This window comes from Pseudomonas sp. MPR-R2A5, assembly GCF_058793055.1.
Genome location: NZ_JBXAFK010000003.1, coordinates 198,728 through 217,537 on the forward strand (window position 1 = coordinate 198,728; position 18,810 = coordinate 217,537).

Genomic DNA, 18,810 nt, shown 5'->3' on the forward strand with positions numbered 1-18,810 from the left:
CGAGGCCTGTGTAAAGGGCTGCTTCAACGTTGTGATAGGGGGGGCGGGAGGTGGGCTGGGGCGGCGTGAAATATGTATTTTTCGATACAGTTGTCGAGGCTGAGGCAAAGACGGTCACGATTAAAAACGGCAAACCCCGCTCAATGACGGGGTCTGTCGTGTGTAGACGGCCTGGCTGCGTGGGCCGGCGCCTACTTGATTTCAGTGTTTCAGGAGCTCTGGGCCTGGCGTTTCATTTCAAGCGATTCGAGCTCGTTTTTATAGTTATGAGCGTCGCTCTCGTTGTGAAACATGCCGACCAGCAGGTCTTGTTGGTGGACATCCCAGATGTGAATCCCATGGCCCAGCGCTTCGTGGGACATATGTTCGTCGTCGCGTTCAGTCACTTTTACAGTCATCTGCTTGCTCCAATCTCTGGTTGATCTGCGGCAAGTCGTCGCAGGCCTTTGTTATATGTTTTGTTAGCTTGCTAAGTAAACTGATTTTCCCTGCAACAATTAATTGCAGGAAACGCAACAATCCCGCAGGCCCCGTAAACCGCGACATTGCGTCGCAGGGCGCTGGGTTTTATGACAAAAGTTTCATGTCTGGGTCAGGCTTTGACTGCTTTATTGACCCAGCCGCCCGCCATCGGAGGCAAGCCCCCTCCCACATTTGGAATGCGTTCCCAGTGGGGGAGGGGGGGGCGGGCGCTTGCCCCCGATGGCGATAGCGGCCCGGCGTGAAAAGCCAGGCGAAAAAAAGCCCCGCATCAGCGAGGCTCCTTTATTGAACATCAGCTCATCAGCTGCCTTTGACAGACTTGCCGTCAACGGTGCCATCTTGCAGCATGATGTTGTATTCCTTGCCGTCGGTTTCCACCTGGCGCAGGGCGACCAGAAGGCCGCCCCAGTCCTTGGCGAACCACATCTGGGTGATGCGCTTGCTTTGGGTTGGGTCACGCACTCGCTCGACCTTGATCGCGTCGATGGAGCCGGCTTTGGTCTGGACTTTTTCCGGGCCGATCACGCGGAAGTCGTAGGTGTCGACATCGGTGCCTTCAACCACGTTGTAGCTCATGCTTTTCTTGCCGGCAGCGACATCCCGCTGCAGGGCCAACTGGTAGGTCGACTTATCAAGCATGCCGCTTTGCAGGGGCACGTTGACCGGGTCCTTGTTTTCAAAACCGGTGACTTTCTTGGTCGTCTGGTCGAAGTCCAGGTTGATCTTCTTCGCCCTGCCCAAGCCACCCCGTTCGAAGGTGTAGCTCTTGGGTTGCAGGGTGTCCTTGTCAAACAGGATCACGCTGGTCTCGGTCAGGCTGGCGATCATCATGGACGCCTTGAAGTTCAAGGTCCAGGAGCCGTCGCCGTTCTTGGTCAGGCTGCGTTCGGCCGACCCACTCATGGGCAACTGTTTCCAGTCGGCGGTGTAGCTGGCGGAGAACGGGTGTAGGTCTGCCGCTTGCACGGCGGGCAAGGCGAACAGCGCAAAAGCGAAGAGCAAGGCGCGACGCATAAAATCTCCTAGGTTCGAATCAAGTGGCCGCTGGCCGCAAGTAACTGGCCGTCCAATAATGCACCCTGGTCACCAAGAATCAACCGCCCCTCGGCAAACCAGCGAACAGCCAGCGGGTAAATCCTGTGTTCCTGGGTATGAACCCGTTGCGCAAGCGTCTGCGCCGAGTCGTCAGACTCTACCGGAACCACTGCCTGTACGACCAGAGGCCCGCCATCGAGTTCCTCGGTGACAAAGTGCACGCTGCAGCCATGCTCGCTGTCGCCGGCGTCGAGGGCGCGTTGGTGGGTGTGCATACCTTTGTACTTGGGCAGCAGGGAAGGGTGGATATTCAGCAGGCGCCCTGCATAGTGCCGCACGAAGTCAGCGCTGAGGATGCGCATGAAGCCGGCAAGGACCACGAGTTCAGGGTTGAAGGTATCGATCAGTTCGATCAAGGCGCTGTCGAAGGCCTCGCGACCTTCGAAAGCCTTGTGATCCAGGGTGCGGGTTTCAATGCCCGCATCCCTGGCGCGTTGCAGGCCGTAGGCGTCGCTGCGGTTGGAGATCACCGCAGCGATGCGCACCGGGCTATCGCCGGTACGCGTGCTGTCGATCAGGGCCTGCAAGTTACTGCCGGTGCCGGAAAGCAGCACCACGACATCACAGGTCTGGGACATCAGTGAGCCTTGAGGTTCTTCAGTTCAACCTGCGCAGCGCCTTCAGGGGCGGTGGCGATCTGGCCGATGACCCAAGGCTGCTCGCCCGCTTCACGCAGAACGTTCAGCGCGGTTTCAACGTGCTCTTGCGCCACGCAGATCACCATGCCGACGCCGCAGTTCAGTACGCGGTGCATTTCGGTTTCATTGACGTTGCCTTTCTCTTGCAGCCAGTCGAAGACCGCCGGACGCTGCCAGCTGGCCACGTCGACAATCGCCTGGGCGCCTTTGGGCAGTACGCGCGGGATGTTGTCCAGCAGGCCGCCACCGGTGATGTGGGCCATGGCCTTGACCGCGCCGGTGTCCTTGATCAGCTTGAGCAGTGGCTTGACGTAGATGCGTGTCGGAGCCATCAGCAGGTCGGTCAGCGGTTTGCCGTCGAGCTGGGTGTTCTCGATGTCGGCGCCGGACACTTCGATGATCTTGCGGATCAGCGAGTAGCCGTTGGAGTGCGGGCCGGACGATGGCAGGGCGAGCAGGGCGTCGCCGGCAGCCACTTTGGAGCCGTCGATGATCTCGGCCTTCTCTACCACGCCAACGCAGAAGCCGGCCAGGTCGTAGTCTTCGCCTTCGTACATGCCCGGCATTTCAGCGGTTTCGCCGCCGACCAGGGAGCAACCCGACAGTTCGCAGCCTGCGCCGATACCGGTCACCACTTGTGCAGCGGTGTCTACGTTCAGCTTGCCAGTGGCATAGTAGTCGAGGAAGAACAGCGGCTCGGCGCCGCACACCACCAGGTCGTTGACGCACATGGCGACCAGGTCGATGCCGATGGTGTCGTGCTTGTTCAGGTTCAGTGCCAGGCGCAGCTTGGTGCCCACGCCGTCAGTGCCGGAGACCAGCACGGGCTGCTTGTAGCCGGCCGGGATCTCGCAGAGGGCGCCAAAACCGCCCAGGCCGCCCATGACTTCGGGGCGCGCAGTGCGCTTGGCGACGCTCTTGATGCGTTCGACCAATGCTTCACCGGCGTCGATGTCTACACCGGCGTCCTTGTAGCTCAGGGAGGGTTGCTTGCTCATGATCCAGGCCTTTAGGGGGGATTCAGGGGTAACGACCGAGCTGGCGAAGGCTTTCATGAAGAGGCCCAGCCGTTGACGGTCTGCGAAGGCGCGCGATTTTATCAGGCTTGAGGGGCAGCGGCCATCCTCGGGCCGACGGGCAGGGCCACATAGATAAAAAAAGCGGGTTAAAAAAATGCTAACCGCGCCTGCCCAGGCACGTATTAAGGTATAGCCTTTAACTCGCTATCGTTATGACAGTACGAAAACTTACCGAGACTCCGTGAATGTTTTACCGGTCGCTGTGGTCACAGCCTTGGGAAACCGGGTTCGCGCGGTCTGTTCCAGCCGCTAAATTTGTCGTTCGGGAATCTTCCATGCGTCTGTGTAAATTCTTTTTTGTAGGCTGCCTGTCATTGGCCAGCCTGGCGAGTCATGCCGAAACCCTCAATGGCCTGTATCAAGTACTTGAACCGGTCAGCAGTCAGTCCCCGCAAGAGCGTGACCAGGCGACCCAGCGCGCCGTGCAGACCTTGGTCATCCGCCTCACCGGTGATGCCAAGGCCGCCGACGGCCCGAGCCTGGCGGCGGTGCGCAAGGACCCGCAGCAAATCATCAGCCAGTATGGCTACGACGCCGGCCCACCGGAAAGCCTGCAAGTGGATTTCGACCCGGTCAGCACTGATCGCGCCTTGCGTGAAGCCGGCCTGCCGATCTGGGGCAGCAACCGGCCATCGATCCTCGGCTGGTGGTTGAACGACTCCACCGACGGCAGCAGCCTGGTGGGCGATGGTCAGGCCGTCGCCCAAGCGCTACGCCGTGCGGCCCAACATCGTGGCTTGCCATTGCGCCTGCCGCTGGGCGATCTGGATGAGCAGGTCGTCGCCACTGCGCCGAATCTCGAAAGTGCCGATGCCACGCCCCTGCGCGCGGCCTCCGAACGCTATGGCGCCGACGCTTTGCTGGCGGTGCATGCGCGTCAGGACGGCAACCAGTGGCAAGCCAAATGGCGCCTGTGGCTGGGCGACAAGAGCGAGCAGGGCACCGCGCAAGGGGCCGATACCGCCGCCGTCGCCGATGCCGTGATGCTGGCCGTGAGCCAAAAACTGGCTCCACGCTTTGCGGTCAAGCCGGGTGTCAGCACAGAACAATTGTTGGAAGTGCAGGGGATGAACCTGGAGCGGTATGCCGCCCTGGGGCATCTGCTGGAGCCGTTCGGTGGCCAGCCGCAGCTCGTTGACGGCAATCGTATTGTGTATCGCGTCAACGGCAGCGCCGATCAGTTGCGTACCCAGTTGAGCCTGGCCAAGTTGCAGGAGATTCCTGCCGCAGAGGCGCCGGTTCAGCAGCCCGTGGCAGATGGTACCCGGCCGGCTGTGGTAGCCCAGCCTCAGGCGCAACTGCGTTTTCGTTGGTAAATGTTCTTCCTGCTCTATATAGAAGCAGGAAGCAAATGACAGATGGAGTGGTTTATGGCGGATGCGCGTCGTTGGGTGTGGCTTGGCGGGATCGTCCTGCTGTGCGTTTTTGTGTTCCTGCTGCATTCGATCCTGACGCCGTTCCTGGTGGCGTTACTGCTCGCTTACCTGTTCGATCCGGTGGTGGATCGCCTGGAGAAAGCCGGGCTGTCGCGCACCTTGGGCGTGGTAGCGGTGTTTGCGCTGTTTACGTTGATCATTACCGCGCTGGTGTTGGTGCTGGTGCCGATGCTGGCCAAGCAACTGTTTCGCCTTTATGAGTTGGCGCCGCAGATGCTCGACTGGCTGCAGCATACGGCGATGCCGTGGGCCCAGGCCAAGCTCGGCCTGGCGGATGGCTTCTGGAAGTTCGACAAGGTCAAGGCGGCGATCAGCGAGCATATGGGCCAGACCACCGATATCGTCGGTGTCGTGCTCAGCCAGGCGACGGCTTCCAGCTTGGCGCTGATCGGCTGGCTGACCAACCTGGTGTTGATCCCGGTGGTGGCGTTCTACCTGTTGCGGGACTGGGACATCATGATGGCCAAGATCCGCAGCCTGCTGCCGCGCGACCGCGAGGAGCGCATTGTGTCCCTGGCCGGGGAGTGCCACGAGGTGCTTGGCGCGTTCGTGCGTGGCCAGTTACTGGTGATGCTGGCCCTGGGGGTTATCTACGCCGCCGGATTGATGGCGATCGGCCTGGAGCTGGGCCTGTTGATCGGCTTGATCGCCGGGCTCGCCGCGATCGTGCCCTACATGGGCTTCGTGATTGGTATCGGCGCGGCGCTGGTGGCCGGGTTGTTCCAGTTTGGCGGCGAGTTGTACCCGATGCTGGGGATTGTCGCGGTATTCATGGTTGGCCAGGCCCTGGAAGGCATGGTGCTCACGCCGCTGCTGGTGGGGGACCGTATCGGCCTGCACCCGGTGGCGGTGATCTTTGCGATCCTGGCGGGCGGTGAGTTGTTCGGTTTTACCGGCATCCTGCTGGCGCTGCCGGTGGCGGCGGTGATCATGGTCCTGGTGCGCCATCTGCATGATCTGTACAAGGATTCGGATGTGTATACGGGTGTCGAAGACCCCGAGTTGTAATTGCAGTGTCACAAACCCGGTCGATGGCCGGGTTTGTTGTTTCTGGCGCCTGCGTGTCAAATATTCCGCTTGAATCCAACAAGTTAACGCAAACCTTTGATTTTGCTTGTGGTCTGTTGCATTGTGCGCCCGGCGTCACGGGTATAAACTTTGCAAACTTTACACAGAGGCCACTAACGGTTCGATTGGAGCCGTTCAGTCAGCATGAAACCGATTCAGCTGCCCCTAGGTGTGCGTCTGCGTGATGACGCCACCTTTATCAATTACTACCCAGGCGCCAATGCCGCTGCACTCGGCTATGTCGAGCGGCTCTGCGAAGCCGACGCCGGGTGGACTGAAAGCCTGATCTATCTGTGGGGCAAGCATGGCGTGGGGCGGACCCACCTGTTGCAAGCCGCATGCCTGCGCTTCGAGCAAATGGGCGAGCCGGCGGTTTACCTGCCCTTGGCCGAGTTGATGGACCGCGGTATCACGATATTCGACAACCTTGAGCAGTATGAGCTGGTGTGCCTGGATGACCTGCAGGCGGTTGCCGGCAGAGCTGATTGGGAAGAGGCGCTGTTTCATCTGTTCAACCGCCTGCGCGACAGCGGCCGCCGCCTGCTGATTGCCGCGTCCACCTCGCCCCGTGAGCTACCGGTCAAGCTGGCCGACCTGAAATCGCGCCTGACCCTGGCACTGATCTTCCAGATGCGCCCCCTGTCCGACGAAGACAAGTTGCGAGCCCTGCAATTGCGCGCGTCCCGTCGCGGCCTGCACCTGACCGATGAGGTGGGGCACTTTATCCTCACCCGTGGCACGCGCAGCATGAGCGCATTGTTCGATCTGCTCGAACAGCTCGACCAGGCCTCTTTGCAGGCCCAGCGCAAGCTGACCATTCCCTTCCTGAAAGAAACCCTCGGCTGGTAGTCAGCCCTTGTTTTTCGGGGCTTTCGGCAAATTCCAGGCGCCAGAAAACCTGCGTTTTGGCCGGTTTGGCCACGCAAAAGGCACGTATAGGGTATTAAGGGCTTAGATGTCATGGCGCAAACAGTAAGTCACATAGAGCGCGATTGAATTTGCAAATCGATGTGATAGAGGGCATAGTCTCGACTTCTTTACACATCAGCCACGGTCGTGCCCATGCTAAATCGCTTCGCACCCCTCGTGCCTCTCGCACTCGTTACCCTGTTGTTTGGTTGCGCCTCCCACCCTCAACAAGTGGCTGAGCAGCACAAAAGCCAACAGCAATCCCAGGCAAAATTTGTTGCTGCACAGTCTTCTACCGTTTACGAAGAAGAAGTGGCAACCGAAAAGGAACTGGCCGACTTTGCCGGCAGCAAGCCTTATCAGCTTCCCGTTCTGGCCGACAGCATCCTCGAACGCGGCATGTCCCTGATCGGTACCCGTTACCGTTTCGGTGGTACCTCTGAAGCCGGTTTCGACTGCAGCGGTTTCATCGGCTACCTGTTTCGTGAAGAAGCTGGCATGAACCTGCCACGCTCCACTCGCGAAATGATCAACGTGAAAGCACCGTTGGTCGCGCGCAACAACCTCAAGCCCGGTGATCTGCTTTTCTTCAGTACTGCAGGCCGTGGTCGTGTCAGTCACGCCGGTATCTACTTGGGCGATAACCAGTTTATCCACTCCAGCAGCCGTCGCAGTGGCGGTGTTCGAGTCGACAACCTGGGTGACAGCTACTGGAGCAAAACCTTTATCGAAGCCAAGCGCGCACTCGCCATGGCCCCGACAACGGTTACCGCCAGCAAGTAAAGTTAAAGTGATACTTGAAGTTTGACGTGTAAGCGCTAGAATCCCTGGATATTGTTGTAATCCGTTCGCGCAAGCTTTGCTTGCGCGTTCTGGTTTTCAGCGTTCGGCAGCGAAAGCCGCATCCAGACCAGGATTGTTCTGCACATGTCGACCTCGGCCCGCCTGATTCTTATTGTTTGCGCCGCGCTCCTCAGCGCCTGCGCAAGCCGCACACCGCCACCCGCTCACGTAGCGGCCAAGCCTAAGCCGGTGTTCAACTATTCCAGCCAAAGTTTCTCGCCTGCTGCTGAAGATGTGCTCTTCCGCGCGCTGGGCCTGGTCGGCACGCCTTACCGATGGGGCGGCAATACGCCGGATTCGGGTTTTGATTGCAGTGGCTTGATCGGCTTCGTCTACCGCGATGCCGCTGGCATTTCCCTGCCGCGCACCACCCGCGAATTGATCGTGATGCGCGCCCAGGATGTCAGCGAAGAAAACCTGCAGACCGGTGACTTGCTGTTCTTTGCCACCGGTGGTGGGTCACAGGTCAGTCATGCCGGGATCTATGTAGGCGAAGGGCGCTTTGTGCATGCGCCACAAACGGGCGGTACGGTGAAGCTGGACACCTTGTCCAAAGCCTATTGGCAGAACGCCTACCTGAGTGCCAAGCGCGTGTTGCCGGCTGAGCACTTGGCCCGCAATCCCTAAGCCAGAAACCGAACCCAATGTGGGAGGGAGCAAGCTCCCTCCCACATTTTTTGTGGTGGTCTTGAGAAAAGTTACTTAACAGCAGACACCCGCCACACCTTATTCCCCACATCATCCGCCACCAGCAGGTCCCCCTGCTGATCGATCACCACACCCACCGGCCGGCCCATGGCGTTTTCATCCTTGTCGAGGAACCCGGTCAGCACGTCCACTGGCTGCCCCTTGGGCTTGCCACCTTCGAACGGCACAAAGATCACCTTGTAGCCACTGTGCGGCTTGCGGTTCCATGACCCGTGCTGGCCGATAAAGGCGCCGTTGACGAACGGTGCAGGTAATTTGCTGCCTTCGGCGAAGGTCAGCCCCAGCGAAGCGGTATGCGGGCCGACGGCGTAGTCTGGCGCGATCGCCTTGGCGACCAGGGCCGGGTCCTGTGGTGTGACACGCACATCCACATGTTGCCCGTAGTAGCTGAATGGCCAGCCATAAAACGCGCCATCCTTGACCGAGGTGATGTAGTCCGGCACCAGGTCGCTGCCGATCTCATCGCGCTCGTTGACCGCGGTCCACAGCTTGCCGCTCTGCGGTTCCCAGGCCATGCCGTTGGGGTTGCGCAGGCCCGAAGCGAAAATCCGGTGCTGGCCACTGGCGCGATCGACTTCCCAGATCGCCGCCCGACCTTGTTCCGCTTCCAGGCCGTTCTCGCCGACGTTGCTGTTGGAACCGACGCTCACATACAACTTGCTGCCGTCCTTGCTGGCTACCACGTTTTTCGTCCAGTGGTGGTTGATGCTGCCGCCCGGCAGGTCGACCACCGTGGTGCCGGCCTGCGTGATTGCGGTTTCGCCCGGTTGATAGGGAAAGCGCAGCAGCTTGTCTGAGTCGGCCACGTAGAGGTCGTTGCCCACCAGGGTCATGCCGAACGGCGAGTTGAGATTTTCCAGGAAGACCGTGCGGGTCTCGGCGACGCCATCGTGATCGGCATCGCGCAGCAAGGTGATGCGGTTCGGGCTGGGCACGCCGGCACCGGCACGGCCCATGACCTTTTCCATTACCCAGCCGCGAATGCCCTTGGCGTCATCCGGCTTGGGCGGCGCATTGGTTTCGGCCACCAACACATCGCCATTGGGTAGCACATACAGCCAGCGAGGGTGATCCAGGCCTTCGGCGAACGCTGTCACTTGGGTGCCCGCGGCGGCGGTTGGCTTCATGCCATCAGGCCAGCCAATGGCTGGGGCGATATTCACGGTGGGGATCAGGGTCTTGTTGGGCTCTGGCAGTTGGGGCGAAGGGCCGGTGCCATCCGATACCTTCAAGGTCGAGCTTTCTCCGCAGGCAGCGAGGGTGCCTGCGACCATGATCAGTAGGGCGAGTCTTGTTTTATGCATGGTTTTCTCCTGAATGCCTGTAAGGGTAGAGGAGTGCTGCGGCACGATGGTTCAAGTGCAAGGCCAGCTTTAATTGACGCTCCCCCCCCAACCCACTAACCTTCGCGACTTGTTTCAGGTGCTCTGTGACCCAAGGGTCGACTGAGTGAAACAGGGAAGCCGGTGAGTGAGCGCACTTGTACACAGTGTTGCCGCAATTCCGGCGCTGCCCCCGCAACGGTAAATGAGTCAAGACGGTGCTATTGGCCACTGTATCGCGCTGCGATATGGGAAGGCGCAGCGTCGGCCTGCTTTCTATAAAGCGAGCCACTCATGAGTCCGGAGACCGGCCTGGATCATCCAACAGCATCACGGTGGGCGATGCTTGGCTGTCTGTTTTTGTTTTTTCCTGCCCGCCGTTTTTGTCCAGCCCCAACGGAGAGCTGCCATGACCGATTCCCCCGACCGCGACGAACGCCACCTGGCGCGCATGCTGCGCAAAAAAGCCGTGATTGACGAGCGCATTGCCAATTCCCCGAACGAATGCGGTTTGCTGCTGGTGCTGACCGGCAACGGCAAAGGCAAAAGCAGCTCTGCGTTCGGCATGCTCGCGCGCGCCATGGGCCACGGCATGCAGTGCGGCGTGGTGCAGTTCATCAAAGGCCGTAACAGCACCGGCGAAGAATTGTTCTTCCGGCGTTTCCCCGAACAAGTGCGCTTTCACGTCATGGGCGAAGGCTTCACCTGGGAAACCCAGGACCGCCAGCGCGACATCGCCGCCGCCGAGGCCGCCTGGGCCGTGTCTCGCGAACTGCTGCAAGACCCGAGCATCGGCCTAGTGGTGCTGGATGAGCTGAACATCGCCCTCAAGCATGGCTACCTCGACCTGGACCAGGTACTGAGCGACCTGCAAGCCCGTCCGCCGATGCAGCACGTGGTGGTTACCGGCCGTGGCGCCAAGCCGGAGTTGATCGAGATGGGTGACACCGTCACCGAAATGGGCATGCTCAAGCACGCGTTCCAGGCCGGTATCAAGGCACAGAAGGGCGTCGAACTTTGAATCAGCCCCGTCATTGTCCGGCCGTACTGATCGCCGCACCGGCGTCCGGCCAGGGCAAAACCACGGTCACCGCTGCGCTGGCCCGTTTGCACCGCAACCTGGGGCGCAAAGTACGCGTGTTCAAATGCGGCCCGGACTTCCTCGACCCGATGATCCACGAACGCGCCAGCGGTGCGCCGGTGTATCAGTTGGATATGTGGATGGTTGGCGAGCAGGAAAGTCGTCGCTTGCTGTGGGAAGCGGCAGGGGAGGCCGACCTGATCCTGATCGAAGGCGTCATGGGCCTGTTTGACGGTACGCCGTCCAGCGCCGACCTGGCGCGGCACTTCGGTGTGCCGGTGCTGGCGGTGATCGACGGCACCGCCATGGCCCAGACCTTCGGTGCCCTGGCCCTGGGCCTGGCGCGTTATCAGCCGGACTTGCCGTTTGCCGGTGTGTTGGCCAACCGTGTCGGCACCTTGCGCCATGCGCAACTGCTCGAAGGGAGCCTCACCGAAGGCCTGCGCTGGTACGGCGCGTTGTCCCGTGAAACCGGGATTGAGTTGCCCAGCCGCCATCTTGGCCTGGTGCAAGCCAGCGAACTGAATGACCTCGACGTACGCCTGGACGCCGCTGCCCAGGCCCTGGGCAACAGTTGTGAAGTTGCCTTGCCGCCGCCGGTGACCTTCGCCGCGCCTGAAGTGATCGAAGCCGAACCGCTGCTCGCCGGTGTGCGCATCGCCGTGGCCCGTGACGAAGCCTTTGCCTTCACCTATGGCGCCAGCCTGGATCTATTGCGGGCGATGGGGGCCGAGTTGCGCTTTTTCTCACCGATTCATGATCGCCAAGTGCCCGAGGCCGACAGCCTCTATCTGCCAGGCGGGTACCCGGAGCTGCATCACCAGGCGCTGGCGGAAAACACCTCGATGCTCGATGCCATCCGTGCCCATCATGCTGCCGGTAAACCCTTGCTTGCCGAGTGTGGCGGCATGCTCTACCTGCTGGACTCGCTCACCGATGTCGACGGCACCCGTGCCGAGCTGGTCGGCCTGTTGCAGGGGGATGCGGTGATGCAGAAGAAACTGGCGGCCCTTGCCCTGCAAAGCGTCGAGTTGCCGGAAGGCGTATTGCGCGGGCACACCTACCACCATTCCCTGACCAGCACCGACTGGCAACCGATCGCCCGTGGCTTGAGCCCCAACGGCGGGCGGGGTGCCGAGGCGGTGTATCGGCAAGGGCGGATGACCGCTTCCTACGTGCACTTCTACTTCCCCTCCAATCCCCGTGCGGTTGCTGCGCTGTTTGCGCCCGACCTTGAGTCAGCCCAGTCCCATGAGTGACAACGCTTTCCCCCCGGCCGAGCGCGACGCCGTTTACCGCGCCATCGCCGAACGCCGCGACATGCGCCATTTCACCGGCGGCACGGTGGCCCCGCACTTGCTGCATCGCCTGCTCCAGGCCGCGCACCAGGCGCCCAGCGTCGGCCTGATGCAGCCCTGGCGCTTTATCCGCATCAGCGACCGCCAGCTACGAGGGCAGATCCAGCAACTGGTGGAGGAAGAACGTATACGCACCGCCGAAGCCTTGGGCGAGCGCTCCGATGAATTCATGAAGCTCAAGGTCGAAGGCATCCATGACTGCGCCGAAGTGCTGGTGGCGGCGCTGATGGACGATCGCGAGCGGCATATCTTCGGGCGACGTACCTTGCCGGAAATGGACATGGCCTCCCTGGCCTGCGCGATTCAGAATCTGTGGCTGGCCGCGCGCGTCGAGGGCTTGGGCATGGGCTGGGTCTCGCTGTTCGAACCCCGGGCCCTGGCCGACCTGCTGGGTTTGCCGCCTGGCGCGAAACCCCTGGCGGTGCTGTGCCTGGGGCCGGTCGACGCCTTCTACCCGGCCCCGATGCTGCAGCTCGAAGGCTGGACCGAACCGCGTCCGCTGAGTGACATGTTGTATGAGAATGTGTGGGGAGCAAGTCAATGAGTGTGGCCTTGCTGTGTGTCGCCGCGGTGGCGCTGGATGCGCTGCTGGGTGAACCCAGGCGCTGGCATCCGCTGGTGGCGTTTGGCAATTTCGCCGGACGCATCGAGCAACGTTTCAATAGCGGTGGCCGTGGCTGGCGCAGCCACGGTGTGACCGCGTGGGTGATTGCGGTGGTGCCGTTGACGCTGTTGGCCACTGCGTTGTCGTGGGCACCCTATATCGGTTGGGTGTTGGAGGTGCTCGCACTGTACTGCGCCCTCGGCATGCGCAGCCTTGGCGAGCATGTGATTCCGGTGGCCCAGGCCCTGCGCAGCGATGACCTGGATGAGGCCCGCAAGCGCGTGAGCTACCTGGTCAGCCGCCAGACCAGCGAACTGGACCGTACTGAAGTCGCCCGTGCCGCCACCGAGTCGGTGCTGGAGAATGGCAGCGACGCAATATTTGCTGCGCTGTTCTGGTTCGTGGTGGCCGGCGTGCCGGGTGTGGTGCTCTACCGCCTGAGCAACACCCTCGACGCGATGTGGGGCTATCGCAACGAACGCTTCGAACGCTTCGGCTGGGCCGCGGCGAAGATCGACGATGTACTCAACTATGTGCCTGCGCGCCTGGTGGCCTTGACCTACGCGTTGCTGGGCAAGACTCGACTGGCGCTCAAATGCTGGCGCATCCAGGGGCCGACCTGGGACAGCCCGAATGCCGGGCCGGTGATGGCCGCTGGCGCAGGCGCCTTGGGCGTCGAGTTGGGCGGTGCGGCGATTTATCATGGTGAGGTGCACCAGCGCCCTCAGTTGGGAGAAGGTCCACCGGCCGATGCCGACGCCATCGACCGTGGCTGGCAACTGGTGCAACGCGGCGTATGGTTGTGGTTGCTGATCCTATGTGCAGGGGCGCAATTCTATGCTTGAACACGGCGGCCGCCTGCGCAAGGCGGCGATTCAATACGGCATTGCCGAAGCCGATTGGCTCGACCTGTCCAGTGGCCTGGCGCCATGGCCGTGGCCGATCCCCGAGATCCCACTGCGGGCCTGGGCACGCTTGCCGGAAACCGACGACGGTCTGGAGCAGGCCGCGAGCGAATATTACGGGGTGGCGCACGTATTGCCGGTGGCGGGTTCCCAGGCGGCAATCCAGCTGCTGCCGCGCCTGCGGCGTGCCGGCAAGGTCGGCGTGCTGTCGCCGTGTTATGCCGAGCACGCCGAGGCCTGGCGCCGCGCGGGTTACGTGGTGCGCGAAGTGCAGGAACAAGAGGTCGATTTCTTTCTCGACAGCCTTGATGTGCTGGTGGTGGTCAACCCTAACAACCCCACGGGCCTGAGCCTGGCGCCGCAACGCCTGCTCGACTGGCATACACGGCTGGCCCAGCGTGGCGGTTGGCTGGTGGTGGACGAAGCCTTTATGGACGTGACCCCGCAGTTGAGCCTGGCGGGCCAGGCCCATCAGGTCGGCCTGATCGTGCTGCGCTCGTTCGGTAAATTCTTCGGCCTGGCCGGCGTTCGACTGGGTTTTGTGCTGGCCGAACGCAAGTTGCTCAAGCTATTGGCCGAACAGGTCGGACCTTGGGCCGTCAGCGGTCCGACGCGAGTACTGGGCCAGGCCTGCCTGCGCGACACCGCCGGGCAGGTTCAACAGCGCGCGCGTTGCATTGAAGCCGGCCAGCGCTTGTTCGCATTGTTGGAGCGGCATGGTTTTCAGCCCCAGGGCGGTTGCGCCCTGTTCCAGTGGTTGATCACCCCACACGCCGAACGGCTGCACGAATTCATGGCCCAGCGCGGCATCCTGCTGCGTCTGTTCGTACACGACAGCAGCCTGCGCTTCGGCCTGCCAGACACGGAAGCAGACTGGCTGCGCCTGGATGAAGCGCTGACCGCCTATAAGGACGTTGCATGAGTACGCTGATGGTGCAGGGCACCACCTCCGATGCCGGCAAAAGTACCTTGGTGACCGCGCTATGCCGCTGGCTGGTGCGCCAGGGCGTGGCGGTCGTGCCGTTCAAGCCGCAGAACATGGCCCTCAACAGTGCCGTGACGGCCGAAGGCGGCGAGATCGGTCGCGCCCAGGCGGTGCAGGCCCAGGCGGCGAACCTGGCGCCCCACACCGACATGAACCCGGTGCTGCTCAAGCCCAACAGCGACACCGGCTCCCAGGTCATCATCCATGGGCGCGCGGTGACCAGCATGAACGCGGTGGCCTATCACGACTACAAAGCCATCGCGATGCAGGCAGTATTGGCCTCCCATGCGCGGTTGAGCGCAGCCTACCCGGTGGTGATGGTGGAAGGCGCGGGCTCCCCGGCAGAGATCAACCTGCGCGCCAATGACATCGCCAACATGGGCTTTGCCGAGGCGGTGGATTGCCCGGTGCTGCTGATCGCCGACATTAATCGGGGTGGAGTGTTCGCCCACCTGGTCGGCACCCTCGAATTGCTGTCGCCCAGCGAACAGGCCAGGGTCCAGGGTTTTATCATCAACCGTTTTCGCGGCGATATCGCGTTGCTGCAACCAGGACTGGACTGGCTGGAAGCACGCACCGGCAAACCGGTCGTGGGCGTCTTGCCCTATGTGATGGACCTGCACCTGGAGGCCGAGGACGGCATCGACCAGCGCCAGATCGACAAGGCGGCGCAGGTGCTCAGGGTGGTGGTGCCGGTGCTGCCGCGCATCAGCAACCACACCGATTTCGATCCGTTGCGCCTGCATCCCCAGGTGGATTTGCAGTTTGTCCGCCCAGGCCAGGCGATTCCGCCGGCCGACCTGATCATCCTGCCGGGCTCGAAAAGCGTTCGCAGCGACTTGGCCTACCTGCGCGCCAACGGCTGGGACGCCGCCGTGACACGGCACTTGCGCTATGGCGGGAAGGTGCTGGGGATATGCGGCGGTTTGCAAATGCTCGGCGAGCAGGTCCACGACCCACTGGGCCTGGAAGGGCCTCCCGGTTCCAGTGACGGCCTGGGGTTGCTGGCGTTCAGTACGACCCTGGAAGCAGAGAAACAACTGCGCAATGTGCGCGGGCGCCTGCTGCTGGAGGATGCCGAAGTCAGTGGCTATGAGATCCACGCAGGCGTGACGTCGGGCAGTGCGCTGGAGCGCGCCGCGGTACGCCTGGAGGATGGCCGCTGCGACGGTGCCCAGAGCGCGGACGGACAAATCCTCGGCACCTATCTGCATGGCGTGTTCGAGACGCCCGCCGCCTGCAGTGCCTTGTTGCGTTGGGCCGGTTTGCAGGCGGTACAGGCCGTGGATTACCACGCGTTGCGCGAGCGCGATATCGAGCGATTGGCGGACTTGGTGGAGCATCACCTGGATACCGGGTTACTGCGCCGTTTATGTGGAGTCGCGCCATGCGCCAACTGATTCTCGGCGGTGCGCGCTCCGGCAAAAGCCGCCTGGCTGAAAAACTCGCCAGCGACAGCGGCCTGCCTGTCCTCTATATCGCCACCAGCCAACCCTTGGACGGCGAAATGCACGACCGAGTCGCCCTGCATCGCCAGCGTCGCCCCGACACCTGGGGGCTGATCGAGGAACCACTCGAACTGGCCCGGGTGCTGCGCCACAACGCCGCGCCCGGCCGCTGCCTGCTGGTCGATTGCCTCACGCTCTGGCTGACCAACCTGCTGATGCTCGACAACCCCGAGCGCCTGGTCTTGGAACGCGACCAACTGCTGGACACCCTGGCCTCGCTGCCAGGTGAAATCATTTTTGTCAGCAACGAGACCGGTTTGGGTGTCGTGCCGCTGGGCGAATTGACTCGCCGCTATGTGGATGAAGCCGGTTGGCTGCATCAAGCCTTGGCCGAGCGTTGTCAGCGTGTTGTCCTGACGGTGGCCGGCCTGCCCCTGACGTTGAAAGGTACTGCGTTATGACTGACACCTGGTGGCTTAATCCCTGTAAGGCGATTGACGCTCAAGCATACGAACAAGCACTGGCACGCCAGCAGCAATTGACCAAGCCGGCCGGTTCCCTGGGCCAGCTGGAAGCGCTGGCCGTGCAGTTGGCGGGCCTGCAAGGCCGAGTCAAGCCGTCGGTCGAACACCTGTGGATCGCCATCTTTGCCGGCGACCACGGCGTGGTGGCGGAGGGCGTGTCGGCCTATCCCCAGGCCGTTACCGGCCAGATGCTGCATAACTTTGTCAGCGGCGGCGCGGCGATCAGTGTGTTGGCGCGGCAGCTGGATGCGCAGTTGGAAGTGATCGACCTGGGTACCGTGACGACGTCGCTGGCACTGCCCGGCGTGCGTCACTTGAATATCGGTGCGGGCACGGCCAACTTCGTCAACGCCCCGGCGATGACTGAAGCGCAGGGGCGCCTGGCGTTGCAAGCCGGGCGGGATAGCGTCCAGCGCGCCGTGGAGCACGGCACCCAGCTGTTTATCGGCGGCGAGATGGGCATCGGCAACACCACCGCCGCCAGTGCGTTGGCCTGCGCCTTGCTCGATTGCCCGGTGAGTGACCTGACCGGTCCGGGGACGGGCTTGAATGCCCAAGGCGTGAGCCACAAAGTGGCGGTCATCGAGCGCGCCCTGGCCCGGCATGCCGGGCAGCGCGATGATGCATTGCACACCCTGTTCAACCTCGGTGGTTTTGAGATCGCGGCGCTGGTCGGGGCCTACCTGGCGTGTGCCCAGGCCGGCATCGTGGTGCTGGTAGACGGGTTTATCTGCAGCGTCGCCGCGCTGGTCGCCACACGCATGAACCCAGCCTGCCGCGAGTGGCTGGTGTTTGGCCATCGTGGCGCCGAGCCCGGCCATCGCCATGTGTTGCAACGCCTCGAGGCGCAGCCGTTGCTGGACCTCGGCCTGCGCCTGGGCGAGGGCAGCGGTGCGGCGCTGGCGGTGCCGTTACTGCGCCTGGCCTGTGCGTTGCACGGGCAGATGGCGACATTCGCCGAAGCCGCTGTGGCAGACCGCCCGGCATGACCTTGCACCTGGACCTGCTGCGCCACGGCGAAACCGAATTGGGTGGCGGCCTGCGCGGTAGCCTCGATGATGCGCTCACCGATAAGGGGTGGGCGCAGATGCACGCCGCGGTGCTGGGGCAGGGGCCGTGGGACCGCGTGATCAGTTCGCCGCTGCAACGCTGTGCGCGTTTTGCCCAGCAATTGGGTACGACGCTTAACCTGCCGGTGAGCCTGGAAAAAGGTCTGCAGGAACTGCATTTCGGCGCCTGGGAAGGGCAGAGCGCGGCGGCGCTGATGAAGACCGATGCCGAAGGGCTGGGATTGTTTTGGGCCGACCCTTACCGCTTTACGCCGCCTGATGGCGAGCCCGTCAGTGACTTTTCTGCGCGGGTCCTGGGCGCCATCTCACGCTTGCATCAGGCGTATGCCGGCCAGCGCGTGCTGTTGATCAGTCATGGCGGTGTGATGCGTTTATTGTTGGCGCGCGCGCGTGGCCTGCCACGTGAGCAACTGTTGAACGTCGAGGTCGCGCACGGTGGCCTGTTCAGCCTGCAGGTCGGCGCCGACGGCGCGTTGAAGGAAGGTACCTGAAGATGCTGCCGTTCTGGATCGCCCTGCAGTTCCTCAGCAGCTTGCCGGTTCGCCTGCCGGGTATGCCGCAGCCGCAGGAATTGGGGCGATCGTTGCTGTTTTACCCGGTGGTTGGCTTGTTGTTCGGGTTGCTGCTATGGGCCCTGAATGTGGCATTGGCCGGGGCCCCGTTGTTGCTGCATGCCGCGCTGTTGCTGACCGCCTGGGTGCTGCTCAGTGGTGGTTTGCACTTGGATGGCCTGGCGGACAGCGCGGACGCCTGGCTCGGTGGTTTCGGCGATCGCGAGCGCACGTTGACGATCATGAAGGACCCCCGCAGCGGGCCGATTGCCGTGGTCACGCTGGGCTTGGTGTTGCTGCTTAAATTCGCTGCACTGGTGGCGCTGATCGAGCAGCACAATGGCGCGGCGCTGATCCTCGCACCGCTGATCGGGCGGGCGTCGATGCTGGCGCTGTTCCTGACCACGCGCTATGTGCGCGCCGGTGGCTTGGGCCAGGCGCTGTCGGATCATCTGCCCAGGGTGGTCGGCCAACAGGTGCTGATCCTCAGTGGCCTGGCCTGCATCCTGATCGGCGGCTTCAACGGCGGGATCGCCGTGCTGCTGGCGGCGCTCTGCTTCGTGGGCTTGCGCCACCTGATGGTCAAGCGCCTGGGCGGAACCACCGGCGACACCGCAGGTGCCCTGTTGGAGCTGCTGGAAGTGGTCGTCTTGGTTGGCCTGGCGCTGTAACACTTTCTTGCATTTCGTTAATCGCGGGTATA

General features: G+C 62.4%; 20 protein-coding genes and 1 riboswitch. Of the genes, 15 read left to right on the plus strand and 5 right to left on the minus strand.

From position 1 onward, the window contains the following. Positions 1-209 precede the first annotated feature (209 nt). The 4 genes from AC1Q6I_RS03630 to purM all read right to left on the minus strand — a co-directional run bounded on the left by AC1Q6I_RS03630 (position 210) and on the right by purM (position 3,214). The gene (locus AC1Q6I_RS03630) at positions 210-398 is read right to left on the minus strand and encodes a hypothetical protein (RefSeq protein WP_003175379.1); all 189 of its coding nucleotides are present in this window, start codon (positions 396-398) and stop codon (positions 210-212) included. Positions 399-783: 385 nt separating this feature from the next. After that, on the minus strand, positions 784-1,497 hold the full coding sequence (locus AC1Q6I_RS03635) for a DUF3108 domain-containing protein (protein ID WP_024076775.1): 714 nt from the start codon (positions 1,495-1,497) through the stop codon (positions 784-786). Positions 1,498-1,505: 8 nt separating this feature from the next. Further along, positions 1,506-2,156 (minus strand): phosphoribosylglycinamide formyltransferase, encoded by a 651-nt coding sequence (gene purN / locus AC1Q6I_RS03640; RefSeq protein WP_024076774.1) that lies wholly within the window; start codon positions 2,154-2,156, stop codon positions 1,506-1,508. After that, on the minus strand, positions 2,156-3,214 hold the full coding sequence (purM, locus tag AC1Q6I_RS03645; RefSeq protein ID WP_069076830.1) for a phosphoribosylformylglycinamidine cyclo-ligase: 1,059 nt from the start codon (positions 3,212-3,214) through the stop codon (positions 2,156-2,158). Before purM ends, purN begins: the two co-directional genes overlap by 1 nt. 356 nt (positions 3,215-3,570) lie before the next feature. Between purM and AC1Q6I_RS03650 the strand changes: the two genes are divergently transcribed. The 5 genes from AC1Q6I_RS03650 (at position 3,571) to AC1Q6I_RS03670 (ending at position 8,178) form a co-directional block, all read left to right on the plus strand. Further along, the gene (locus AC1Q6I_RS03650) at positions 3,571-4,611 is read left to right on the plus strand and encodes a DUF2066 domain-containing protein (RefSeq protein WP_102624202.1); all 1,041 of its coding nucleotides are present in this window, start codon (positions 3,571-3,573) and stop codon (positions 4,609-4,611) included. Between the two features lie 54 nt (positions 4,612-4,665). Then, positions 4,666-5,739 carry an AI-2E family transporter gene (locus tag AC1Q6I_RS03655; protein ID WP_102624203.1) on the plus strand — a complete coding sequence of 358 codons (1,074 nt, stop codon included), beginning with the start codon at positions 4,666-4,668 and terminating at the stop codon, positions 5,737-5,739. A gap of 204 nt (positions 5,740-5,943) precedes the next feature. Continuing rightward, positions 5,944-6,648: a DnaA regulatory inactivator Hda gene (hda, locus tag AC1Q6I_RS03660; protein ID WP_102624204.1), complete on the plus strand. Its 705-nt coding sequence runs from the start codon at positions 5,944-5,946 to the stop codon at positions 6,646-6,648. A gap of 213 nt (positions 6,649-6,861) precedes the next feature. After that, positions 6,862-7,491, plus strand: a complete 630-nt coding sequence (locus tag AC1Q6I_RS03665) for a C40 family peptidase (RefSeq protein WP_102624205.1) — start codon at positions 6,862-6,864, stop codon at positions 7,489-7,491. Between the two features lie 144 nt (positions 7,492-7,635). After that, positions 7,636-8,178: a C40 family peptidase gene (locus AC1Q6I_RS03670; RefSeq protein WP_024076768.1), complete on the plus strand. Its 543-nt coding sequence runs from the start codon at positions 7,636-7,638 to the stop codon at positions 8,176-8,178. Positions 8,179-8,249: 71 nt separating this feature from the next. Here AC1Q6I_RS03670 and AC1Q6I_RS03675 read toward each other — a convergent pair whose 3' ends face one another. Further along, positions 8,250-9,563, minus strand: coding sequence for a PQQ-dependent sugar dehydrogenase (locus AC1Q6I_RS03675; RefSeq protein ID WP_102624206.1), 1,314 nt, complete (start codon positions 9,561-9,563; stop codon positions 8,250-8,252). A 99-nt stretch (positions 9,564-9,662) separates the two neighbouring features. Further along, a riboswitch (cobalamin riboswitch) is annotated at positions 9,663-9,911 on the plus strand. 79 nt (positions 9,912-9,990) lie between these two features. Between AC1Q6I_RS03675 and cobO the strand changes: the two genes are divergently transcribed. From cobO to AC1Q6I_RS03725, 10 genes are read left to right on the plus strand one after another with little or no spacing between them, the layout of a single operon-like run. Further along, on the plus strand, positions 9,991-10,602 hold the full coding sequence (gene cobO / locus AC1Q6I_RS03680; protein WP_010208674.1) for a cob(I)yrinic acid a,c-diamide adenosyltransferase: 612 nt from the start codon (positions 9,991-9,993) through the stop codon (positions 10,600-10,602). Next, positions 10,599-11,921, plus strand: a complete 1,323-nt coding sequence (locus AC1Q6I_RS03685) for a cobyrinic acid a,c-diamide synthase CobB (RefSeq protein ID WP_024076766.1) — start codon at positions 10,599-10,601, stop codon at positions 11,919-11,921. Before cobO ends, AC1Q6I_RS03685 begins: the two co-directional genes overlap by 4 nt. Continuing rightward, the gene (bluB, locus tag AC1Q6I_RS03690) at positions 11,914-12,564 is read left to right on the plus strand and encodes a 5,6-dimethylbenzimidazole synthase (protein WP_024076765.1); all 651 of its coding nucleotides are present in this window, start codon (positions 11,914-11,916) and stop codon (positions 12,562-12,564) included. Before AC1Q6I_RS03685 ends, bluB begins: the two co-directional genes overlap by 8 nt. Then, positions 12,561-13,469, plus strand: coding sequence for an adenosylcobinamide-phosphate synthase CbiB (gene cbiB / locus AC1Q6I_RS03695; RefSeq protein WP_102624207.1), 909 nt, complete (start codon positions 12,561-12,563; stop codon positions 13,467-13,469). Before bluB ends, cbiB begins: the two co-directional genes overlap by 4 nt. After that, the gene (gene cobD, locus AC1Q6I_RS03700; protein ID WP_102624208.1) at positions 13,462-14,451 is read left to right on the plus strand and encodes a threonine-phosphate decarboxylase CobD; all 990 of its coding nucleotides are present in this window, start codon (positions 13,462-13,464) and stop codon (positions 14,449-14,451) included. Before cbiB ends, cobD begins: the two co-directional genes overlap by 8 nt. Continuing rightward, positions 14,448-15,914, plus strand: coding sequence for a cobyric acid synthase (locus AC1Q6I_RS03705; RefSeq protein WP_102624209.1), 1,467 nt, complete (start codon positions 14,448-14,450; stop codon positions 15,912-15,914). The genes cobD and AC1Q6I_RS03705 overlap by 4 nt, the downstream gene beginning before the upstream one ends. Next, positions 15,902-16,423 carry a bifunctional adenosylcobinamide kinase/adenosylcobinamide-phosphate guanylyltransferase gene (gene cobU / locus AC1Q6I_RS03710; RefSeq protein WP_102624210.1) on the plus strand — a complete coding sequence of 174 codons (522 nt, stop codon included), beginning with the start codon at positions 15,902-15,904 and terminating at the stop codon, positions 16,421-16,423. Before AC1Q6I_RS03705 ends, cobU begins: the two co-directional genes overlap by 13 nt. After that, entirely contained in the window at positions 16,420-17,475 is a 1,056-nt protein-coding gene (cobT, locus tag AC1Q6I_RS03715; protein WP_024076760.1) for a nicotinate-nucleotide--dimethylbenzimidazole phosphoribosyltransferase, read from the plus strand. Before cobU ends, cobT begins: the two co-directional genes overlap by 4 nt. Then, positions 17,472-18,047, plus strand: a complete 576-nt coding sequence (gene cobC, locus AC1Q6I_RS03720; RefSeq protein ID WP_102624211.1) for an alpha-ribazole phosphatase family protein — start codon at positions 17,472-17,474, stop codon at positions 18,045-18,047. The genes cobT and cobC overlap by 4 nt, the downstream gene beginning before the upstream one ends. Positions 18,048-18,049: 2 nt before the next feature. Further along, entirely contained in the window at positions 18,050-18,778 is a 729-nt protein-coding gene (locus AC1Q6I_RS03725; RefSeq protein WP_024076758.1) for an adenosylcobinamide-GDP ribazoletransferase, read from the plus strand. Positions 18,779-18,810 lie beyond the last annotated feature (32 nt).